At 46.5% G+C, this 22,526-nt stretch carries 20 protein-coding genes; 10 read left to right on the top strand and 10 right to left on the bottom strand.

Annotated features, from left to right (window positions below; genetic code table 11):
* Positions 1-50 precede the first annotated feature (50 nt).
* Positions 51-1,520: a hypothetical protein gene (locus ACSNJE_RS06780; RefSeq protein WP_495252282.1), complete on the top strand. Its 1,470-nt coding sequence runs from the start codon at positions 51-53 to the stop codon at positions 1,518-1,520.
* Between the two features lie 86 nt (positions 1,521-1,606).
* On the opposite strand, the gene ACSNJE_RS06775 is transcribed toward ACSNJE_RS06780, so the two are convergent.
* Both ACSNJE_RS06775 and ACSNJE_RS06770 read right to left on the bottom strand, forming a co-directional pair.
* Positions 1,607-1,888: a zinc-ribbon domain containing protein gene (locus tag ACSNJE_RS06775; RefSeq protein ID WP_013119914.1), complete on the bottom strand. Its 282-nt coding sequence runs from the start codon at positions 1,886-1,888 to the stop codon at positions 1,607-1,609.
* A gap of 685 nt (positions 1,889-2,573) precedes the next feature.
* Positions 2,574-2,708 carry a hypothetical protein gene (locus ACSNJE_RS06770; protein ID WP_495252281.1) on the bottom strand — a complete coding sequence of 45 codons (135 nt, stop codon included), beginning with the start codon at positions 2,706-2,708 and terminating at the stop codon, positions 2,574-2,576.
* Between the two features lie 519 nt (positions 2,709-3,227).
* Between ACSNJE_RS06770 and ACSNJE_RS06765 the strand changes: the two genes are divergently transcribed.
* The gene (locus tag ACSNJE_RS06765) at positions 3,228-3,443 is read left to right on the top strand and encodes a hypothetical protein (RefSeq protein WP_013119916.1); all 216 of its coding nucleotides are present in this window, start codon (positions 3,228-3,230) and stop codon (positions 3,441-3,443) included.
* Between the two features lie 71 nt (positions 3,444-3,514).
* Here ACSNJE_RS06765 and ACSNJE_RS06760 read toward each other — a convergent pair whose 3' ends face one another.
* A complete protein-coding gene (locus ACSNJE_RS06760; protein ID WP_495252280.1) occupies positions 3,515-3,940 on the bottom strand; it encodes a gamma-glutamylcyclotransferase family protein in 426 nt (141 codons plus the stop codon).
* Positions 3,941-4,180: 240 nt separating this feature from the next.
* Complete coding sequence (locus ACSNJE_RS06755; RefSeq protein WP_474661609.1) at positions 4,181-4,720, bottom strand: YpiB family protein; 540 nt, start codon at positions 4,718-4,720, stop codon at positions 4,181-4,183.
* A gap of 377 nt (positions 4,721-5,097) precedes the next feature.
* Here ACSNJE_RS06755 and ACSNJE_RS06750 point away from each other — a divergent pair, with 377 nt between their 5' ends.
* Positions 5,098-5,259, top strand: coding sequence for a hypothetical protein (locus tag ACSNJE_RS06750; protein WP_495252279.1), 162 nt, complete (start codon positions 5,098-5,100; stop codon positions 5,257-5,259).
* 54 nt (positions 5,260-5,313) lie between these two features.
* Here the strand turns inward: ACSNJE_RS06750 and ACSNJE_RS06745 are convergent, their stop codons facing one another.
* From ACSNJE_RS06745 to ACSNJE_RS06730, 4 genes are all read right to left on the bottom strand, one after another.
* Positions 5,314-5,676, bottom strand: coding sequence for a hypothetical protein (locus tag ACSNJE_RS06745; RefSeq protein WP_013119919.1), 363 nt, complete (start codon positions 5,674-5,676; stop codon positions 5,314-5,316).
* A 267-nt stretch (positions 5,677-5,943) separates the two neighbouring features.
* Positions 5,944-9,036 (bottom strand): DNA polymerase III subunit alpha, encoded by a 3,093-nt coding sequence (locus tag ACSNJE_RS06740; protein WP_495252278.1) that lies wholly within the window; start codon positions 9,034-9,036, stop codon positions 5,944-5,946.
* Between the two features lie 6 nt (positions 9,037-9,042).
* On the bottom strand, positions 9,043-9,285 hold the full coding sequence (locus tag ACSNJE_RS06735) for a DUF6504 family protein (RefSeq protein WP_013119921.1): 243 nt from the start codon (positions 9,283-9,285) through the stop codon (positions 9,043-9,045).
* Entirely contained in the window at positions 9,266-10,384 is a 1,119-nt protein-coding gene (locus tag ACSNJE_RS06730) for a DNA polymerase thumb domain-containing protein (protein WP_495252277.1), read from the bottom strand. The genes ACSNJE_RS06735 and ACSNJE_RS06730 overlap by 20 nt, the downstream gene beginning before the upstream one ends.
* Positions 10,385-10,621: 237 nt before the next feature.
* On the opposite strand from ACSNJE_RS06730, the gene ACSNJE_RS06725 reads away from it, so the two are divergent.
* From ACSNJE_RS06725 to ACSNJE_RS06715, 3 genes are all read left to right on the top strand, one after another.
* Positions 10,622-11,359: an N-acetylmuramoyl-L-alanine amidase gene (locus ACSNJE_RS06725; RefSeq protein WP_474661602.1), complete on the top strand. Its 738-nt coding sequence runs from the start codon at positions 10,622-10,624 to the stop codon at positions 11,357-11,359.
* A 589-nt stretch (positions 11,360-11,948) separates the two neighbouring features.
* The gene (locus tag ACSNJE_RS06720) at positions 11,949-12,182 is read left to right on the top strand and encodes a hypothetical protein (protein WP_483030424.1); all 234 of its coding nucleotides are present in this window, start codon (positions 11,949-11,951) and stop codon (positions 12,180-12,182) included.
* Positions 12,183-12,428: 246 nt separating this feature from the next.
* Positions 12,429-14,939 (top strand): PEP/pyruvate-binding domain-containing protein, encoded by a 2,511-nt coding sequence (locus ACSNJE_RS06715; protein WP_495252276.1) that lies wholly within the window; start codon positions 12,429-12,431, stop codon positions 14,937-14,939.
* Positions 14,940-15,005: 66 nt separating this feature from the next.
* Here the strand turns inward: ACSNJE_RS06715 and ACSNJE_RS06710 are convergent, their stop codons facing one another.
* On the bottom strand, positions 15,006-16,265 hold the full coding sequence (locus ACSNJE_RS06710; RefSeq protein WP_013119925.1) for an L-lactate MFS transporter: 1,260 nt from the start codon (positions 16,263-16,265) through the stop codon (positions 15,006-15,008).
* A 453-nt stretch (positions 16,266-16,718) separates the two neighbouring features.
* On the opposite strand from ACSNJE_RS06710, the gene ACSNJE_RS06705 reads away from it, so the two are divergent.
* Positions 16,719-17,234 (top strand): hypothetical protein, encoded by a 516-nt coding sequence (locus tag ACSNJE_RS06705; RefSeq protein ID WP_013119926.1) that lies wholly within the window; start codon positions 16,719-16,721, stop codon positions 17,232-17,234.
* A gap of 148 nt (positions 17,235-17,382) precedes the next feature.
* On the top strand, positions 17,383-18,417 hold the full coding sequence (locus ACSNJE_RS06700; protein WP_013119927.1) for a NapC/NirT family cytochrome c: 1,035 nt from the start codon (positions 17,383-17,385) through the stop codon (positions 18,415-18,417).
* Between the two features lie 23 nt (positions 18,418-18,440).
* Here the strand turns inward: ACSNJE_RS06700 and ACSNJE_RS06695 are convergent, their stop codons facing one another.
* Positions 18,441-18,809, bottom strand: a complete 369-nt coding sequence (locus ACSNJE_RS06695; protein ID WP_013119928.1) for a hypothetical protein — start codon at positions 18,807-18,809, stop codon at positions 18,441-18,443.
* A gap of 153 nt (positions 18,810-18,962) precedes the next feature.
* Between ACSNJE_RS06695 and ACSNJE_RS06690 the strand changes: the two genes are divergently transcribed.
* Together ACSNJE_RS06690 and ACSNJE_RS06685 are read left to right on the top strand one after the other, a co-directional pair.
* Positions 18,963-19,439 (top strand): ferritin-like domain-containing protein, encoded by a 477-nt coding sequence (locus ACSNJE_RS06690; protein ID WP_013119929.1) that lies wholly within the window; start codon positions 18,963-18,965, stop codon positions 19,437-19,439.
* A gap of 160 nt (positions 19,440-19,599) precedes the next feature.
* Positions 19,600-22,524 (top strand): diguanylate cyclase, encoded by a 2,925-nt coding sequence (locus ACSNJE_RS06685; RefSeq protein ID WP_495252275.1) that lies wholly within the window; start codon positions 19,600-19,602, stop codon positions 22,522-22,524.
* Positions 22,525-22,526 lie beyond the last annotated feature (2 nt).

Raw genomic sequence — 22,526 nt, 5'->3', positions numbered from 1 at the left:
GCATATGTCTGTCAGGGTAATTCATGATGAACAACCTGAGGTGAGAGGCCATGGAAGTTCTGAAAAACAACCTGAAAGTTGTTATACCTGTGATAATTGTTTTTGCAGCAGCAGCCCTCATGGAAAGTATACAGGTTCATGACGATACCTGGTATCACCTGCTGGTAGGAAGGTATATATACACCCATCAAAGCGTTCCCACGACAGGTTTCCTGGTCTATAACCATGAAGCCAGCCCCATGATTTATCATTCCTGGCTTGCTCAACTGTTTTTTTACATGGTTTATAAAATGGGCGGTCTTTTTTGTTTGGAAATGATCGGGGCAGTCCTTTCGGTTCTTATAGGACTGATGTTTACTTATCTGGGCCTAAAGTACTTCAGCAGACAGGCGTTTTTGCTGCTACTGCCCTTTATTATGTTATTCACCCTTCCTTTTTTAAATCTCCGGCCTAACATCCTGTCGTTAATTTTTTTTACCGTTCTTTTCATTGTTGCTGACAGAGGCAGGCAAAAACCGACAGCCGGCCTCTTTGCCGGGATGATACTGATACTGCTGGTGTGGAGCCAGGTTCACGGTTTCTGGGTTTACGGCCTGGCAGTCATAGCCTTATTTGCGGTAAGCGCCTATGTTGATGGGGAGAAAGAAAAGGCTTATTTTTTTACAGGGGTTTTGCCGGTATCCCTGGGTTTGATAACTGTGCTTTTTATTTTAATACATAATCGTTCTGACTTTTTGATGGACCTGCTTCATTCCGGTGTAAATATCCGGCACAATGAAGTGGTTGAATGGCTTTCCCCTTTTTGGATACTGCAGCGTTACTTCAGCCACGATAATAAGTTACCCCTGTTCCTCGTATTTAAATTCTTTTTTGTGCCGTTTTTGATGGCTGTTCTGACGGTACTGTCTCTGATATATAAAAAGAGGGCTTTGCCGGATTATCTTTTGGGTCTGTTTTTTACCGGCCTGATTCTTTACAGTTACCGGAATATGATGTTTACAGTTCCCGTATTTATTTTTATTACAGGGCCTGTTGTTGACGATATTCTGAAAGAGAAAAGAAAAATCGGAGCGGTTCTTATAGGTACCAGCATCATTGTCGCGATAGGATTAACGGGATTTTTCGTTTCCCAAAAGATGTCTGATGAACCTTTGCCTGCCGATCCTTTGCCTCTGGAAAACCTGCTGGCCAGGCTGCCCATGACTCAGAATCTGATTGTTTGCAAGCAATATCTTTCAGATTATCTTCTTTTTGTTCTGAACAAAGATGACTGGCGTGAAAATAATTATGTTTATTCGGATATCAGGATTGAATTGTACAGCAGGGAAGAAATGCATAATTTTCATGACGTTTTGGCAGAAAAAAGGGCCTTAAATGAAGTATTAAAGATAAAGGATAGAAACGTCATCTTTATTGTCGACAGTGAAATGCCCGTTCTGGAAGATTTGCTCCGAAATGATAATTATGAAGTGATTGGTGAAGAGGACGGAAGATATCTGTTTGTCCCGAAAAGGCTTTAAAAATAGGTAACAGTCTTAAATAAAGCTGGAAAATAGGAAGACCGGAGCATTGTTGTCTCCGGTCAGTTATACATGACTATCAACTTTTACCTGAGATTTTCAAAACAGTCCCTGCAGTATACGGGCCTATCCTGGGACGGTTTAAAAGGAACCCGGGTTTCTGCGCCGCAATTGCTGCAGATAACGTTGTACATTTCCCTGGGGCCTCTGCTGCCTTTATTCGTTCTCTGTTTGCGTGCTGCGCGGCACTCAGGGCATCTGGCAGGTTCATTTTGAAAACCTTTTTCGGCGTAAAATTCCTGTTCACTGGCTGAAAATACAAAATCAGCGCCGCATTCCTTACAAACGAGAGTTTTGTCCTGGAACATTTTCTAACCTCCTTACCTTAGGGGATTCACTTATTCTGACCGTCGAGAGGTTAGTTCACTTCCGTTTATAAGGATGAGGCACTGAACTATACCGACGCGAATAAGATGCTATGCCAATTATAATCGAATTATGGTAAAAAATCAATAAATTTTATAAGATAAAAGAAAGAGGTCAAATGTTCGCGGGGTGGGACTAATGTCCAAGGAAGCATTTGACCTCTTTTTTTCAGTTGGTATTAGTATTTTATTTGTTGTGTTTTTGGTCCAACAGTTTCTACCAAACTCCGTCTCCGAAGAAGAGAAGGATAAGAACTAAGAAGAGAATAAACGCAAAGTTACCCCACCATTCTTGAGTTTTAACATCAGCCATATATAACCCTCCTTATGTTTATTTTTTGAGTTGAGTGCTAACCTCGGTTTATCTTATGTTAAACCAGGGTAATTTGTGCATATTAGAGTTTTCTTAGTTTGCCGCTGTAGAGGCAAAACAACCATTGCTCTGTGGATGCCGCTGTGCCGGTGAAACAACCGTTGCTCCGAGGCTATGCCTCCCCATCTAAGGAGGGGTGGAGGGGTTCTCCGCTACCAGGGAGCTTTGTGCTGCAAACCCTTGCCGTTCAGGCAGCGTTCCCGAACTCGATGGCTCATAGCGCATTTCTAATAAGTCAGGCCGCCTCCCGTCCGGTCACTCAACCCGCGTTGAGTGCCGGACTTCCCGGCGGCCTTCGCCATCTTCAAACATGCGGGAACTCACTGCCTGCCCGGCAGTGGTTTTGCGGGCGCAGTCGCTCCCAAACGGTAGCCCGTGAACCCCACCCACCCCTCCCTGTTGCCGGCAGGCGCTGCATGGTGAAATAACCATTGCTTTAAGAAAAACAGAAGATACCGCTATGGAGGTAAAACATTAAGTTGCGACCTGGTGGAGGGCGGATAGACAGTGTTAACGACAGTGAGGGCTTGAAATTGCCGTTTCCGGCACGGACGCCGGAAACCCGGCCATTGAGTCACGGATGACGATTTGGCCGGGTCCGGCAATTTCAACCGAACGGAGTTTACACTGTCTCCGCCCGTAACCTCGGAGCAACAGTTGTTTTACCTCCGTAGCGGGTATTTGCCTGGCCAGGGTTTGCAGCACCAAGCTCCATGGTAGCCGGGACACCCCACCCACCCTTCCAGATGCTGTATAAGCAGCGCTACTTTTGATCTCTGGCTGGATGAACCTTAAAAATCTTTTGTTCCAAAATGTTAATTAGCGGAAAATTCTTTCCTTTTGCCACCTCATTAATTATAATTAACTTTAAGAGCAATTATAACAATTTAAAAAAGGGAGGGTGGTAGAATGACAAAAATTGCCTGTGCCAATTGTGATATGTGCGGCGCTGAAATGGGGGAGTTAAGTTGTACGTTGATCCTGGAAGAAGGAGACAAGATTGACAAAGCGTGCTGGTGTATCTGCAAAGACTGCGCCAAAAAGTTTAAAGAAGATATTGTTAACTTCTATAAACCCCTGGTTAAAGAGGTAAAAGAACAGAAAAAGGCTGCAAAAAACAAATAGTGGGCGGGCCGGTTCGAAAGTAATGCCGACGTTTAGAACGCCGGCATTAACTTTTCACCAGTCCTTCAAAATTATTTCATATTTTCAAGAAATCTTTTCCAGTCGCCGTCTTTAATTACAACGCCGTTCTTTTTCAGCCAATCGGCCTTGGATGGGGGCCATAAAAACATATGAGCTTTGACAACTTCCCCGGTCTCCAGATTTTTCACGTCTCTGATTTCTCTTATCAGGTGGCTCTGACTTTCTACCCCGGTAAATTTCTCGATTTCATCCAGTTCGGGCAGGATTACCGGTAATTCCCGGGTTACAAAAAGAACACCCTTTATCTCCCCGCCACCTTCGTCCAGTACAACCGGGTAATTGTCTTCAGGAATGTAGTACATGGTTCCTTTAGCGCTGGCTTTATAGACTTCCGGCCGGTATTTTTTTATGAATTTTTCATGGTTTTCAAGTCCGGGTAATAAGGTGCCGTAAACAAAGAGGTTGTTTAAATACATAAGCTGATCCCCTTTCCTTTATAAATATGAGAAATTTTATGCCAAGGAAGCAACGGTTCCTTGTGTCTTCAGTAAATCCCGTTTGACCGACAACCTGTTAGTTAATCTTTTTCCGGAATTTTATCCTATTTTTATTTTTTCGTTATTAATATATGAATTTCCTTTTCATGAAATAATTAAGGGAAAAAATCTGGCGGGTTTTGCGCAAAAAAGTCCATGACGTTAGTCGCCATGGACCTTTTATCCTTGTTGAATCTTCTTCAATTGATGAGTCAGGCGAAAGAACTCTTCTTTACTTCCCTTGTCCAGCGCCTTGTCAATTAACTCCAGCAGCTTTTGTTCCGCTGATTCTCTAAGGAGGATCTGTTCTGTAATTTCTCTTTCCAGGTTGCGTATCTGCCTTCTGGTCAGACTGCCTGATGCTGATTTTTCCTGCATATGCGGGCAAAAACTGCAGATAAAATCCTTGTTGAATGATAACCATACATACAGCCTATGGGGTGGTGATGCCGCAAGACAATGGATGAACTCTTCCACGTCGAAATAATATTGGTTTTCCAAACGCAAAATATAAGGAATAGTATTTGAATCAGTGGAAGAAATAAGCACGGCATCAGAGTAATAGCGAATGTTTTCCACAAATCTGACCTTTTTTAAGATATGGTCATTTTCTAATATAAATCGGAGTAATCGGGCCGCTTCAGGACTTTTTAACTGGTGTTTACCAAGGAACCAACGTATAAAATCTCTTTTTCTGTTTAAGTTAGTTGTTCTCTTCAAGTAACTCACCTGCCCTTAATTGATTCTTAATTATTTAGATGTTGAAGAGAAAATACCTGCCGTTTTGCCCTATGTAAGTTATTCCTGAACTGGTAATCCTTTAGCTGAAGGCTCACAGTGGTTATTTGTTACCATGTCCAACCAACCGGCCATCGCACTGTAACCGGAGCCATTATGCAGCACCTGTAATTGCGTAGGGACAGAAGTTTTACCGTTACAGCGTTAATCGAACTGTTGAATTAATAATACATATGCAGTCAAATGAAATAAATACCGCTGACTTAGCGGCATTTTAGGTATCCAAGAAGGTCATTCTGAGAAAATTAGGGGGACGAGCCCGAATTAAAGAATTGCCGCTGTGGAGGTAAAACAATAAGTTGCGACTTGGTGGAGGGCGGATAGACAGTGTTAACGACAGTAAGGGCTTGAAATCACTGTTTCCGGCATGGACGCCGGAAACCCGGCCACGAGTCACGGATGACGATTTGGCCGGGTTCAGGATTTCAACCGAACGGAGTTTACACTGTCTCTGCCCGTAACCTTGGAGCAACGGTGGTTTTACTCCATAGCGGCACTGTGCAGCGGCATTCCCCTTAGCCCTTCGGCATTTTCATTTTCATATCTTTATGCATTTGCATCATCATATGGTGCATTTCGTGGCAGAGATGTTTGATTTCAGATGTCATGTCATGGATTTCCCTGACCAGGGCGGCTGTTTCCGCATCGCCTGGATAACCGGGGAAATATGGACCGGTATAATCAGGCATTTTGTAGCCGGGCATTCCGGGCATTCCATAACCGGGCATTCCCGGCATTCCGGGCATTCCATAACCGGGCATATAGCCGCCCGGGGGACACGGTATTCCTGCGCCGTAATCAAAATCGGGCATCATCCCATAATCGGGCATATGGCCGGGGCCTGGATAATGCTTTCTGCATTGTTCACTGTATTTCATGCTTATCCTCCTCTTTTTTGATAAAATATTTTTTGTTTTAACATATGAGGTTAACTCGCAATTGGTGACCTCAAAAGACAAGCCCCAATACCCAGGGTATTGGGGCGTATTCTTCTATATGTTTATACGGCCAGCTTTTTTGTTGTTAATATTACTGTGGGTGAAACGCCCAAATCCGGGGGTGAGTGGTTGTTTTTGGGGGGCAAGCGGTTTCGGCAACGGCTTGACGGGGCCGATAGCTGACAGGGTCCTGACGTGGCAGACAGTTTACAGGGTTCTGACGTGGTGGGCTATGACACTGACTCCGTTACCCCGGCGCTGCAGGGTACCGTAGATTTGCAGCGGAGGCGTCGGCCTGCTGAAAATTATATTGCCGAATTTCTGATAGGTCTTTTCGAAGAGGGTAACATCCACCAGGCCAAATTCGTCTTCCAGGGATAGAAAAACGGCAACTTTACCGGACCTTGTGGGCGGGCGGTGAGGACGGATAGGTAGGCCCGCCACCTTGACCTTTGCTCCGTGGGGCAGGGATTTTATTTTCAAACTGTTTGTAAAACCGTGCTTATCAAGGTAAGCCCGCCAGTAGCTCATATAATGCCTGCGTACATCAATACCCAAAATCTTATACTCCCAGTTGAATTTCTCCACTTCCGAGTAGTCAGCGATTTCCGGCCAGGGCAGATTTACCGGTAAGCTTCCGTTTTGGCAAACCCGTTCTTCTTTTTGCAGTTTAAATGTTCTCTGTTGGTTAACCCACCAGAGAAGCTGTTTCCTGTTTGAATGTAGCGAATCAAAAGCACCGCATAAAATCAGGTGGGTCAGCAGCGCTCTGTCGATTTTTACCCGGTTTAAAAAATCGTCGATACCGGAAAAAGGGGCAATATTTCGTTCGGCCAGTATGTTATCAAGGACAGAAGCCTTCATTCCTTTAACCTGGCTTAAAGATATGCGAATATTTCCTTTTTCTACGGTAAAATCCCGCTGGCTTAAGTTTATGTCCGGAGGCAGGATATTTATCCCCCGGCGCCGGGCTTCCACGCAAATAGTATTGCTGCCATAAAAACCCATAGGCTGGTGGCTGAGGATAGCTGCGTAGTATTCAGCGGGATAATGCTTAACCAGATAAGCAGTTTTATATGCCGTGGTGGCAAAAGCGGCAGCATGGGCTTCGCAAAATCCGTAACTGGCATACCCCACAATATAACCGAAAATGGTTTCCGCTATTTCTTTGCTTATTCCATTGGCAATTGCTTTAGCCACAAATTCCCGGCCAATGCCCAGCATGTCTTCGTGCGAGCGGGCGTGAGTCATGACCCGGCGCAGGCGATCAGCTTCTCCGGGCGTGAAACCGGCAATTACTGTGGCTATTTCTATAACCTGTTCCTGGAACAGGACTACGCCATAGGTTTTTTCCAGGATCGGCTTTAATTTGGGGTGTAAATAGGAAACGGGTTCTTTGCCGTGGCGGCGGGCGATAAAAGGTTCCACCATATTCCCTTTAATAGGGCCGGGCCTGATTAAAGCCACGCTGGCTACGATATCTTCCAGGCAGGAGGCCTGTAGCCGGCTCTGCAGGGCTCTTTGGGCGGGGCTTTCCAATTGAAAAACGCCTATTGTTTGGCCTGTGTTTAAAAGTTCATAGGTGGCCTTGTCGTTAAGAGGAATGGTTTCGTAGTCAAATTCCGGGTTTTCCGCCCTGATGGTCAAGGTAGCATTTTCTACCACTGACATGGTGCGCAAGGAGAGCAAATCCAGTTTTACCAACCCCAAATCTTCAATATATTCCTTGTCAAACTGGCTTACGACAATTCCCTTGGCTGCTTTCTGCAAGGGGGTTAGGTTAACCAGGGGGTCCCTGCTGACCACGATGCCTCCCAGGTGGGTGCTGATAAAACGGGGGAAACCTGATACTGCTGCACAGTAACCAAAAAGCTGCCTGTACTTTTCGAGGGGGAGCCCCCCCTCGCGAAGCTCCGGGAATTTTTCCAGGGCCAGGTCTATCTGGTTGGCGCGGATGAAGGGCAGCCTTTTGGCGATTAAATCGATTTCTTCTGCAGGAAAGTCCATGGCCTTGCCCAGGTCACGGAAAGCTGACCGGGCCCGGAAAGTATTGTAGGTACAGACACCGGCCACTCTGTTGCTGCCATATTTTTTGTATAGGTAATCAGCCACCCGGTCCCGGTAACGGGAGTCAAAGTCAATGTCTATATCAGGCTTTTGGGCCCTTTCCAGGCTCATAAAACGTTCAAAAAGAAGGCCGCGGTTGATAGAGTCCACCTCTGTGATAAAGAGGCAGTAAGCGACCGCTGAATCGGCCGCAGAACCCCGGCCGGCGTATCTGATTTTCTGTTTTTTCGCATAATCAACCAAATCCCAGACCAGCAGGAAATAATCTTCGTAACCCAGGCGACAGATGATATCAAGTTCATGCTCCAGGCGCTCCGTAATGGCCCGGGTAAGGCGGCCATATCTTTTCCGGGCTCCTTCGTAAGTAAGCCGCCTTAAGTAAGCGGCGGCCGGTTCGCCGGAAGGGACCTGAAAAGAAGGGAAAATCTTTTCCCCCAGTTCCAGGGCGGGGGCACACCGGTCGGCAATCATAAGGGTATTGTGGACGGCCCGGGGGTATTGATAAAACAGATTTGCCATTTCTGCCGGTGATTTCAGGTCGTTTTCTGCGTTTAAACGGCGTTCAGGGTGAACATCTTTCAGTTTAGTCAGGGTCCGGATACAGGTCAGCAAGTCATGGACGGGAAAGCCTTCCTTTGTACAATAATGAACGTTGTTGGTAGCTACAATATCCATTTTTAACTGTTCGGCCAATTGCGCCAGGTAATTATTTAAGGCCTGGGAACCGGGCAAGAGCGGCGGCTGCAGTTCCAAAAAGAAATTAGACCGGCCGAACAGATGCAGGTATTCGGCGGCTGTATTCAGGGCTTCCCGGAACCTGCCCCGCAATATTAAGGAAGGAATTTTTCCCATCCGGCATCCGGAAAGGATAATTATATCCCGGCAATGTTTTGCAAGGGTGGACAGCTTTACTGCCGGATAACCTCTTGGACTATTTAAATGGCCATCGGTCAGGATCCGGCATAAGTTGGCATAGCCCAGCGGGTTACGGGCCAGCAGAGTCAGGTGATGGCCGTCTTGCATGGTAATTTCTGTGCCAATTATGGGCTTAATTCCGGCAGCGGTGGCCAATTGGTGAAATTTTACGGCGCCGCAAAGGTTGTTATGGTCAGTCATGGCTATAGCCGGACAACCCATTTCCACCGCTTTGGCTATTAAATCTTCGATTTTGCCGGCTCCATCCAGAAAAGAAAAAGGGGTATGGACGTGTAAGTGTACAAAAGACACAGACATTCCTCCCTAATCATATATTTTATATAAGTACCATTCTGTGTTTTCGCGGTATATTTCCCAAAGGCCCTGGTTTTCTGTTTGGATTCGGAAAAAAGTTTTTTCTCCTTCGCCATCCCACCATGCCCCCGTATCTTTCCAGATTTCCAGAACTTCCGCTACCCGCAGGACGTTACCATCGAAGCATATGCTTACCGGGCCTTTTTCGGCGTTATAATTTACAGCAATAGGTCTATCGATAAGTTTCCCCAAGCATTTTCACCTTTTCTTTGGTAAAACGGTAAGGGTCCCATAGCTGCAGCATTTTTTCCCGCCTGCTGATGGTTAAAAATCCTCCGAGGCTTACCGGTTGGGAAGGATATTTGCGGTTCAGGTTTTCAATAACCTCAGCCAGTTTTTCCCGGGCCGGTTTTGCTTGCGGTTTGGCGAGCGCCTTTTCGGCAAACAGTTCTGTCTGTTGTGTCGGGACCGGGGTGATCCCCTGCAGGCAAATCATGATGCTGCATAGGGGGCCGGACAAACTCAGCCGGTTTATCAACAGGTGTAAATTGGTTTGAATTGCCGAAGAAGTAAACAGGACGCGGTTAAATTTCTTGGCTGCTGTTTTTATCCGATGGTTTTCATCCTGAACGGTCAGTTTTAACTCCCGGAAACCTTCCAGCCGGGCGGAAAGTTCCGCAGCCAGGCTGTCGGCGGCCTGGCGGAACAGCAGATCCCACTGCAGCCTGTCAGCACATCCTCGCAAAGGGTAATGCCTCATTAACTGCCTGTCTGAACCTGTAACGGAACGAACCCGTTCATAATCAATGCCACGGCAGTACCGGTAAATGAAATGGGCCTGGCTGCCAAAATGCCGGGCCAGTTCTGCCAGGGAAATTTCCTGTACCTGTTTACAACTGTTCAGCCCCAAAAACTGCAGTTGTCGGATAAGCCGGTTATCTAACGGCCAAAGCAAATGAACAGGGAGAAGAGACCAAAAGTTTTTTTCATCCGGACCGACCGTGGCCAGGATGACATTTTTATTAACTACCTTCAACTTTACCGGCAGGGTCCCGATATATTTTTTTGGCATGTTTACCACCGCCAGTGAGCAGGCCCTGGACGTAAGTTTTGTGCAGGCAACGGAAATAACCATGGTATCACAATAGGCAGGCGTCAGCAATTCGGTTAAATCTGCCAAAATTTTGTGAACATTTTTTGCACCGGTCAGGTCGAGAAAAAATTCCCTGTCTTTGTAAATTTCCGCTCTGGGAGAAAAGTTGGCCAGCATATCCAGCGCTTCCCGGGTAAAATCTTTGTAACCATCGTTGCGATATTTTAAGCCGGTATAGATATGGGCTACGGTGTACAAAAGCATCACCACCAAACATATGTTCGATAAACTTATTATAAAAATTTTTTTTTCCCGTGTCAAGGAAGGAAAAAATCAGTGATGTGAAGCTACCTCTCTATTTAAGTTTTCGTTGCAATGAGGGCTTGTTTTTTGTTCAGTCTGCCGGTCAATAAAAGTCTGCATATTGGGTACCGAATTACTTTTTGCGCAGCGGGAACATAAAATAGAGCAAATAAATTACAAGGAGGTTCCGATATGGCTAAAAAGCTTGTCATTGACCCCGGCCACGGGGGAGACGACCCGGGAGCGCTGGGTTATGGCCTGCAGGAAAAGAATATTACTTTTGATATAGCGCTTAAATTAAGAAATAAACTGGCTAATTATGCCGATGTACGGTTAACACGGAGTACGGATACTTTTGTCAGTTTGGCGGAACGGGCTCTATATGCCAACAGGGTTGGGGCTGATCTTTTTCTGTCTGTTCATGTCAATGCCGGCGGCGGTACAGGATTTGAGAGTTTCATCTATACGGCCGCCTGGGAAGAGACGCAGCGCCTAAGGGATATAATCCATAAAGAAATAGCTGATTTCTACAGAAGGGCTGGGTTTCCTGACCGGGGCAAAAAAAAGGCCAACTTTGCCGTACTGAGAGAAACGGCAGTCCCGGCCATACTCCTGGAGAACCTTTTCATTGACAGGCGGGAAGACGCCTTGAAATTAAAAGAAGACGGTTTTCGTGAAGAGGTGGCCGGCGCCATAGCGCAAGCTGTTACGAAAGCTTTGCGGTTGGAAGGGCCGGCGAAACCGCCTGTTCCGCCGCCGCAACCGCCGTCTCAACCACCCACTCATTGGGCTATCAGGGATTTTCAGCGTCTGAAAGATGCAGGGCTTGTTTTTGGCGAACATAACCTGGATGCTAATGTTACCTGGGGCGAAATGGCGGCCACACTGGCCAGGCTGCTGGATAAACTGGACTCCGGCGCCAACATCTAAATTATGGCAGGGTGGGTGGGGTTCTCCGCTACCACACGGTGCTTTAATACCGCTGTGGCCGGACCATGTTGCAATGGCAGGATTGGTGGGGTGACCCGGCTACCCCGGAGTTTGGTGCTGCAAAACCACAGCCGGGCAAATACCCGCTACGGAGGTAAAACAACCGTTGCTCCGAGGTTACGGGCGAAAACGATTTACCACAGAGAAGTCATTACTTGAAATGTTTTCTTTGGGTTGCAGAAAATACCACAGAGAGCTCAGAGAATACAGAGAAAACACAGAGAAAAAATTGAACAAAAAAATTACTAAGAAACTAATTACAATTTCATTGTTAGATAAGCTATATACCTTGCTTTTACCATTAATTCTCCGTGTCCTCTGTGGGCTCTGTGGTTTAAGTATTACGTCCTCGGGGTTGATGTGCCCGTGCCGGAAACGGCAATTTCAAGCCCTCACTGTCGTTAACACTGTCTAACCACCCTCCACCAAGTCGCAACTTATTGTTTTACCTCCATAGCGGTATCTTCTGTTTTTCTTAAAGCAACGGTTATTTCACCATGCAGCGCCTGCCGGCAACAGGGAGGGGTGGGTGGGGTTCTCCGCCTACCGTTTGGGAGCGACTGCGCCCGCAAAACCGCTGCCGGGCAGGCAGGGAGTTCCCGCATGTTTGAAGATGGCGAAGGCCGCCGGGAAGTCCGGCGCTCAACGCAGCTTGAGCGCCAGGACGGGAGGCGGCCTGACTTTTGAGGAATGCAACATGAGCCATCGAGTTCGGGAACACTGCCTGAACGGCAAGGGTTTGCAGCACCAAGCTCCCTGGTAGCGGAGAACCCCTCCACCCCTCCTTAGATGGGGAGGCATAGCCTCGGAGCAACGGTTGTTTCACCGGCACAGCGGCATCCCGAGGGCGTTGGTGCAGCGGCAGATGGAGGACGACGGAAGAAGGAGCTTTGTACTCTGGCCGTGAAAAAGTTTGACACCGGCGGGAGGCAGGGGATAAAATAAAGACGTGGCCACGGTACCTGCATGGGCTAAAGAATCAAGAGTAAGCGCTGGGGAGGCGAATGGGATGGAGCAGTTGGTAATGGACATACTGGAGGCGCGGAAGGAACACCTGCCGTTGGTGGGCGGGAAGGGGGCCAACCTGGGTGACCTGGCCCGGGGATTAAGGGTGCCACCGGGATTTATATTAACTTCGCTGGCTTATCGCAAACAGATGGAAACTACGGGCCTGCAGAGGGAATTACTGCAAATACTGGATAACTGCGATATTTTTAACATGGATAGACTTAATGAAGCCAGCGAGCAAATAGCGCGGTTATTCGATAACCTGAAATTGCTCCCCGAGATAGAAGAGGCCTTTAGTAAAGCCTATTACCAACTTGCCCACGGAAAAGATAATTTCAAAGTGGCTGTCCGTTCGTCGGCCACAGCGGAAGATTTGAGCGATGCCTCCTTTGCCGGCCAGCAGGAAACCTTCCTTAACGTTAAAGGTCTTCCAGAAGTACTGGAGGCGGTAAAAAAATGCTGGGCTTCATTGTGGACGCCCAGGGCTATCCACTACCGTACCAAAAAAGGTTTTAACCATGCAGAAGTCTGGATGGCTGTGATAGTACAGGAAATGATCCCGGCCCAGGTTGCGGGCGTCATGTTTACCGCTAACCCGGTAACTAATATAAGAAACGAAATTCTTATTGAAGCGGCTTCCGGCCTTGGCGAAGCCCTGGTATCGGGAACCGTAACGGGTGACAGTTATGTGGTGGAAAAGAACGATGTGAGCTGTAATATCAAGTCCAAAACTGTCAACAATCCTTCCGGTACCCAGTTATTGACTGATTTTGATATCCGGGAACTGGCCTTAAACGGGATAAAAATTGAACGGTTTTACGAAGATTACCAGGATGTGGAATGGGCTTTTCATGAGGGCAAGTTCTATTTTTTGCAGACCCGCTCCATTACTACCCTCGGTGATGAAGTTCTTGTGTTTCCGGAAATCAATCTGAAAAAATTAGGTTATATGCAGCGGGAAGTTATGAAATGGGTGGAGGAACGTTTCCCCAACCCGGTTCACCCTATTGACGGAGTTGTGGTCAAGGTTTTAATGATGGCCCTTTTTGAGGCTATGGAAAATCACGGGTATAAGATCGACTATATAGACTGGAAGAAAATTGACCAGGGTATTTTTCCCGAGTTTTTTATTGCCCCTAAAATAAGGCCTGGTATTACACGTATGGTCAGCTATCTGCGCCTGTTTAAAATACTGAAAACGAATCCGGCGGAGGAATGGGCCAAAGAACAGGTTTACTTGCTGGAAATGCTGGAAAGACTGCAAAACCGGGATGTTTCCGGTTTACCGTTGGAGATAATTATAGATTATCTGACCGAGGCATTTAATCATTTGCACTTCTTTATTGTCATGAGGTACCATTATTTCATGTGGAACCGCATACCCAGCAATGTGCTGGATTGGATTCTGCGCTTCTATTTTGGCAGGGAAGCCCAGGAAATCAAGGAAAACCTGCTGGCAGGTATTCCGTGCATTACCCTGGACATCAATGAAAAGCTGCATAAACTGGCGGAGTTTGCCCGGGCAAGACCGGCTGTGGTCAAAACGCTCATGGAAACGGACCTGGCGGAGGCTATAAAATTGCTGCCCCAGGTGGAAGGAGGTCCTGCTTTCCTGGAGGAATTCGAAAAGTTTATCAAAGAATACGGAGAAAGGGAGACGGATATGGGCCTGGGCGGTATTGCTTCCCCTACCTGGCAGGATACACCGGTAGTAGTGTTAGGAATAATCAGGGGTATTACAGCCGAATTAGTGGGCGGCAGCGACCGCAGGCGGAAAAACCTTGAGGAGCGGGTTAAATCAGCGGAAGAAAAAGTTTACGGCAGGCTATCGCGGGGTCTGGCCGGTTTTCTCGGCATGCCAAAGTTTGTGGCCAGGCTGGTTGAACACAGCCGGAATTTCGCTGTTTTTCGTGAGAACAGCCACTATCACGTTACCAAGGGAATGCATGTTTTCAGGATATTGTACCTGGCCCTCGGAGAACGTTTAGTGGTGCGGGGTATATTAAAAGATAAAAGGGATATTTTCTATTTAACCTATTTCGAAATTAAAGAACTGGTTAACACTATTTTCTATGGTATAGAGGAAATAGATATCAGGTCGCTTTATAAAAAGATTGAAAAAAGAAAGATTGAGCAGGAGAAACGTCTTCATCGCTGGAAATGCCGGAATATGGTCGAAGACAGTACGCGCGACACTTTGCGCGGGGTAGCCTCCAGCGCCGGGGTCGTTACCGGCCCGGCAAGAATTATTGATGACCCCAAAGATTTTGGTAGGGTCAAGCCGGGGGATGTCTTAGTTGCGCCTTATACAAATCCTGCGTGGACGCCGCTGTTTTCCGTAATTGCCGGTCTGGTGGTTGATTCAGGGGGAGCGGCTTCCCATGCTGCCATAATTGCCAGGGAATACGGTATTCCGGCAGTGATGGGTGCAGGCAACGCTACCCAGATCCTTAAAGAAGGTGAGATTATAACTGTGGACGGTACCAGGGGTATCGTATACAGGGGTAGATAGTTCATCAATGTTTTAAATGGGGTAAATATTTCGGGGGCTGTCTGTTAAGACAGCCCCCGGAAACGATTATTTACTCTCATTTTGTAAACCGGCAAAATTCGGGTTGCTTACCATAATCGGGGCCGGGGCCTTGGTCAGGAAGGAAAGTGCTGCCGCCATCACGCAGAGTACAGCAGCCACGATAAAGGCCATGTTGTAAGTTCCTGTTATGTCAACGATTTTCCCGGCCACCATGGAACCGAACACACCACCGACGCCCCAGGCAGTAAATACCAGTCCGTAGTTAACGCCGAGGTTCTTGGTACCAAAGAAATCGGCAGTAGTGGATGGGAAGAGGGATAAGTTGGCGCCGTAGTTGAATCCAACGGCGGCAGCTCCGGCAATTAACAGCGCCATGGTATTTAATTTAGCAAAGAGCAGCATGACTGCAGCCTGGGACAGGAAGACCAGCAGCATGGTTCGGGTTCGGCCCAGCTTATCAGATACCATACCGGCAATAATACGGCCGCTGGCGTTGCCTATAGCCAATACGGCAACGAGGATAAATCCGACATCAATATTCCGGGCGGCAGCAATTTTAGCCAGATGACCGATAATCATCAAGCCGGCAAAGGAAGCAAAAGCATACATTAACCATAACAGATAGAACTGCGGAGTTTTTACCATCTCGTGCCAGTCGTAATCGTGTTTCCTCGAGGTCGCAGTCTTGGCGGTTGCCGATGGGGCCGGCATCCCTGCCGGAACATACCCGGCCGGCGGGTCTTGCAGGAGTTGGGCTAGGAGTACGGTTACGATGAAAAAGGCAATGCCCAGAGTCAAAAAGGTTTTGTTAATACCGACGGTGGCCAACAGCTTGTTGGTAACGGGTGCTATATACACGGAAGCCAAACCGAAACCACTGACAACAATACCTGTAATCATACCTTTCTTGGCCGGCGGGAACCATTTTACTGCCGGCGGTGTAGCGGAGGCATAACCGAGCCCGATTCCTGTACCGGCCAGCACACCAAAACCTATAACCATCAGCCACAAGCTGTTCTGCGTTGCGAAACTGGATAAAATCATGCCTATACCTGTTAAAGCGCCACCTAATGCAGCAACTATTCGCGGGCCAACTTTATCCTGAGCCCGGCCGGCAAAAACCATGACGACTGCAAACACACCACAGGCGACAGCGTATGGCAGGGAAGCGTCTGATGCGCTCCAGCCCCAGGATTTCGTTAATTGTTTGGCAATAACGCTCCAGGCATATAGAACACCCAAAGCCAGGTTAATACCTGTACCTGCAAGGGTAACAATCCAACCCTTGTTAGAATTAGCAGTCATATTTAACACCCCTTTAATTCATATTTTTGTAGAATCAGCAGAATAAGTCCGTAGAACAGTTATATTGTTGTATGTACGTTTGACCAGCTCCTTTCTCGGAAATTTGAAAATTAAGATTGTCGGCTTCTTGTAGTTTCATACTACCACCAGGGTTGGGATAATGCACGCAATAATCCTTGAATTGACACACTCTCTAGGGGAACGGTCGAATTCGATAGTCCAACGGAAACCGGAAAAAGGGATCAATATTTCAACCGTTCACCCGACCGTTTAACCAAGAATAAAAGCCCTTAAAAGTAAGGGCTCAGTCATATCAGAAAAACAAAACTTTTAGTTTCTTGTCTTTAGTATGGAATTGTTTTATACTTTTTTATGCAGTTGATGACTTACGGTTTGTACAGATTGAGGATTACCAAAATTATTATAGTTTTTGGTTCTTAGGAGGGAAATTAGGTGTGCATTTCCATAGTATTCTGCGTTAAGCCGGAACCTGCAGCCAATGCTGCCGAAGTGGAAAATTCCATAAAAAGAATGGCTCTTAATTACGGTTATGGCTGCGGCGTAGGTTTACCGGCTTTAGTAGAAAAAGTCGCTTTATTGGTAAAAGACCGTTTCCCCGATTACCGGTTTTTTGAAATACACGATTTGCAAGAACCCCATTGTGCTTGTGATATTGACCACGATATCAGGATTAAGTCAAAGCTGGGTGAAAGAAGCACTTTTTTCAATCTGGTACATGATATTTTAAATTTTGACAAGGTGGAGGAATTTTCCATATTGTTTACCGAAAATGAAGTTGAGGAAGGCCTGACAATCAGGGAAGATTCCGGTGGTTTGGGGGCTTTTTGCGAACGTTTGAACAATTGGTATACGTGGCAGGTGGAAGGATTCGATCCCATCCGGCAGGCCTACTATATTGCTGACAGTTCGCCTTACCTCTATACCTTTATTCCCGGGTTATCTCATTAACCGGGCCAACGGTTCTGCAGTTTAATCCCGGTTGCTGTCAAGGGTAAAAAATACATGCTCTATGGAACATGACGCGGTATTGAGCCAATGATATAATGGGGACAGGAAGCAGCATATATCTAATTATGACAAGCAAGGGTTGGTAGCAATGGTACAAATTCCTGTCCCTGCAACAGACAATGGAAAGAAACGGGGCCTGAACAAGGGAAAGTTGTTCCTGGTCTTGTTCCTGGCTGGCCTGTTTTTTATTTTTTTGGGGATTAACCTATACGTTATTGTTCCTGTTAGTGTGGGCAATGAGGCTGAGGCTTGCGCTCGCTGCCACGCCATGGTTCCGGAATATGCTACCTGGCGGGAGTCCAACCATGCCCAGTTTCAATGCCGGGACTGCCATAAACAACCTGGTTTTGCTCACCTGTTGAAATACCAGACCAGAATGGTCAAGGAGTTTCTTTTTTACCGGGCCACGGATCTGCCCCAAACAGTTGTTGCCGATAAAATACCTGATGAAGTATGCAAACAGTGTCATTCCAGCAACAGGATTGTTTCTGCTTCGTCTGATACTATAATTCCGCACCAAAAACATGAAGAAAAGGGAATTTCCTGCGTTACCTGCCATAAAGGAGTGGCCCACGGTAGGATTATGGAAAGGGGTATGACCCGAAAGCTTACTGTTTCCGAATGGACACCCGATGTAGCAAGGGAACAAATGGATTACAAGTATACTACACCCAAAATGGATATATGCTTGGACTGCCACGGTAAAAGAAATGTCGAGACGACCTGTTCCGTTTGTCATTCCAGCATGCCGGTTCCTGATTCGCACAAGCCCGCCAGTTGGATGACGAAACATGGTGAGCAGGCGCGGCAGGACTTTAAACCCTGCAACCTTTGTCACGTATACACCATGAAAAAAGAAGTGGATTTGCTGCAGACTACGGTTTTTGGTTATATAAGAATTAATACCTTCTGCATGAACTGCCATACAACGAAAAAACCGCCCAGCCACCGGCAGGAGGGTTTTATGGCCCGGCACGGTACTGAGGCTAAAAATAAAGGAACGGGAAATTGTTTTGTGTGCCATAACCTGAACAAAGAAGATGCCCAAAAGGGCGGATGGCCGAATAAAGTTAACTGCAATGATTGCCATTGGTTTAAAGCGAAAAGCCGGGTGCAGGAATGAACGCCAGCATCCGGCTTATCGGTTTATTTTTTGTTTTCCTGCTCGTCAGCCTGTGTTGCTGTATTTACTGTTTCCTCCAAAGGGCGTACCATATTTGTTTTAGTGGCTTCGATAGCGGAATCCATGGCAATGCCGATAGCATTACCCATTTTTTCGCCGTATTGTCTGCCCATTTCCGACCATGCTCCGGACCTGGCATGTTCTGTTCTCAAGCCGCTTTTAACTGCCGCTTTATTAACTTCATCCCTTGTTTTAGCCAAGGGGGTCAGAACAATTTGGTCCAGGGCCCGCAGCCCTGTTTCTGCCGCCAATCCGATTAAGCGGCCCAACATTGCGCCTGTAGATGCCCCCATTTTTTCCCATTCCGAGACCAGCTTATTGTCCTCTTTCATCAATGTGCTTCCCCCCGGGTTTTTATTGGCTTTATATTAGTTTTTAAACGAACCGTCGATTTTATACATTTCTGTTAAGGAATAAAAAACAGGCTTAATGATGCAAACTAAAAATCACACCACCATTTTTCACTTAACTGGAGGAGTTTACACGTGAATACAGAGACTTTGACAGAAAAAGAAATTGCCCAGATGGCGATTGATATTGAGGAAAGGGGAGTAAGGTTTTACACGGGAGTTGCCGAAATGTTTAACCGGGAAGAAGTGAAGCTGGCATTTTACAAACTGGCTGAAGAAGAAAAGGAACATGCCCGGACATTTAGGCAGCTTTTTGCTTCTCTTGAACCTGAAAGTTCTCTGGAAGATGTAAAAACCGTCGAATACCTGAAGGCGATAATTCATTCTACCGTATTCCCTGAGGGTAGGGAGGAAGCGGTTTTACAGCAGATTAAAACTCCTGCAGAAGCTTTGCATGTAGGTATCCAGGCAGAAAAGGACGCAATTCTTTTTTACCAGGAAATGTATAACAAGAGCCGGTCGCCTAAGGTGAAAGAAGTTCTCAGCAGACTACTAGAGGAAGAGAAACTGCACCTGGTTGACCTGCGGAACTATATCGATGAAATGAAATAAATTGCTGGGTCGATGAAATAGAACGAGTTGGATGATGTCCAATATATTTAACATTTAGTAAAAATTTTTGAACATTAAGAAGGAGTTTTTTGGCTTAACGGCGAAAAAAACTATTAAATATTTTCCATATGCTGTGAGACTTGGAAATCAGGTGAGGCTAATGGCTGAATATCTGGAATATGCCTGTGGAAGCTCAAATTCGCGGGATTCCTATCAGGCCGGAAGGGAAGCAGCGGATAAAGCCGTTAACCAAATAACCAAATTTAAACCCACCCTTGTGGTGGTTTTTGCTTCTGTCAGGCATGAACTTGAGCGTGCTTTGGCGGGAGTGCAGAATATTACAGGCAATGTGCCCATGGTAGGTTGTTCTTCTGCCGGAGAATACTGCGGCAAACTAATGGGCGGCACTGTAACTGTAATCATGTTGGCCTCTCCTCATCTGGAAATTAAAGTGGGTTTAGGAAAAAGAGTGTCGGCAGATTATACCACCGCTGTCTGTGAAATGATTAACAGCGCTCAGGCAGCAGAATTCTTCAATAGTTACAATGAATTATGCGGGGATGCAGACCTCAACGAGTTCACCAAAAAGCCCTTTGCCCTGTTTTTTATGCCGGGGCCTGAACAAGGGAAGCCTTTTTACGGCAAGGAAATTATTGACCTCATCCGCAAGCGGACTATGAGTTCTCTCCCTCTTGCAGGGGGGTGTGCAAGCGCTGAGTCCGGGTGGGAAAACTCTTACCTTTTCTGTAACGGTAAGGTATATACAGACTGTATAGTGGGTGTTTTCGTAAAGACACACCTGAAATTTGGTATCGCTACGGTCCACCATTATTTACCTAAAGAAATGAAACTGATTGTTACCAAAAGCAATGGGCAGGAGCTTTTGGAATTAAATGGCCGGCCGGCAGCAGATTATTTTGCTGATTGTTTGGGTATTGATTTTGGTGAACTAACAAGAAATGTTGATAGTTACCTATTTAGTTATCCTTTTGGTTTAAAAGATTTTACAGGATATTATTACCTGGTTCCGGGAATGGCGATAACACCGGAACACGGAATCAGGTGCTTGTCAACTATAGAGGAAGGTACAGTGCTGCATATAATGGAACCTTCATCGGAAATGCTGCTCCAGTCAGCGGAAGACTTTCTTCGCAAAGCTGTCCTGCGCGGTAAAATTATGAACCCAATGGCAGGTTTGGTTTTTTCATCGGTACACAGGGTCAATTCCTTGCGGGAACTCATCCCGTTGGCCATTCAGAAGATTTACAAAAGCATCAATAAACCTTTTTGTTTTACGGGATTCTGCTCCAACGGTGAGATCGGCCTGACAGGCGAAGGGGTGGCGTCCTTTTTCAACATGTCTTTATCGGGCCTGGTCTTTGGGGATGAATTAAACGAAGCTGCCCAGATAGCACAGAAAAACATGGAATTATGCCGGGAACTTTCCGAAACGGCCCAAAAGAACCAGGAACTCTATAAAGAGCTAAGTATTGTGCATGAACTCGGCAATTTATTGAACTCCTCCCTGAAGCTCGGGTTTGTCATCAATAAAGCAGTGCAGATGGTTGCCCGGCTGATGAAGGCTGAAGGCTGCATATTATTCCTTTATGACCAGGAAAATGATACTGTTAAAACAGTAAGTTATTTTGGTCTTGCCGAGCTGCCCAAGGATTTTGACTTAAAAAATACTCTTGCATATCAGGCCCTGAAGCAGGAGAAGAAACTGCTGATTAAAAATGTGTCTGTCTTTCCTCATCTCTGTCCTTTGTTAAGAGAGTATATTGGGGCCGAATCAGCCATCATTTCGCCCATCATCGTAAAAAAACAGAAAATAGGGATTATTGCCGTTTATAGCAAACAGGAAAATTTCTATGATGACAAGGACCTTGAATTCCTGCACACTTTGGCTAACCAAATCGGTATTGCGGTGGTAAACGCCGACCTTTACGAGAGGACAGAACTATTGGCCTGTACCGACGGGCTCACAGGAATGTATGACCATACCTATTTCCTGACAACCCTGGAACGCCTACTGGTAAAAGCTGAGGAAAAGGGCGATCCTTTATCTTTGATTATGGTTGACCTGGACGATTTTAAGTATTATAACGACAAATACGGACATACAGTTGGCGACCTGATACTAAAGACTACGGCCCAAATCTTACGGGAAAATGTACGGTCCGATGATATTATTGCCCGCTACGGGGGAGACGAATTTGCCGTCATTTTGGTTAATGCGGGCCCCAAAAAGGCTGCGCGGATAGCTGAACGAATCAGTAAGCATATCGCCAACGAACCTTTTAGTGACCCCGAAACGGTGAATGTCTTTTACATAACGGCCTCGGTGGGAATAGCCACCTATCCCTTTGACGCTTCCAACAGCAAGGAACTGATTGATGTGGCAGATAAAGCTATGTACCTGACTAAGAGGACAACGAAAGCCAAAACGAGTTCTTATTTGGCGGAGTTTGAAGAGCTGGAGGCCCAGCTTACCCCCTCAGAAAAGGCTTTGCTGGATACCATAAAATTATTAATTCAAATGCTTGATTCGCGGGACCGCTACACCTGGGAACATTGCCGGCAGGTAGCCAGATATGTCACATTAATGGCGGAAAAGCTTGGTTTAAGTAAGGAAACTGTTTCTAAGTTAAAACTGGCCGGTTATTTACATGACATGGGAAAAATTCATGTCAAACCGGAAGTTTTAAATAAGCCTGGTTGGTTGGCTGAGCACGAAATGGAAACTGTTAAACTGCACCCGGTTGTCGGGGCCAATCTCCTTTCGCCGATAAAAGGTTTCCGGGAAATAAGGGACATTATCTATTATCATCATGAATGGTTTAATGGCAAAGGATATCCCGAAGGGTTAAAAGGGGAACAGATCCCGTTAGGTTCCAGGATTCTGGCTATTGCCGACGGGTTTGACGCCATGACCTCCAACCGTCCTTACCGGAAGGCGCGTACTTTCGAGTGGGCTGTGGAGGAACTGAAAAAACAAAGTGGATGTCAGTACGACCCTGCCCTTGTACAATTGTTCCTTGAATTGCTTGAGGAAGAAGGCCGAGCTACTCAAAACCGCCCGTAACC

Source organism: Thermincola sp. GK-1 (assembly GCF_059412445.1).
The sequence above is the reverse complement of the archived record's forward strand: the minus strand, read 5'-3'. Positions and strand labels throughout refer to the sequence as shown.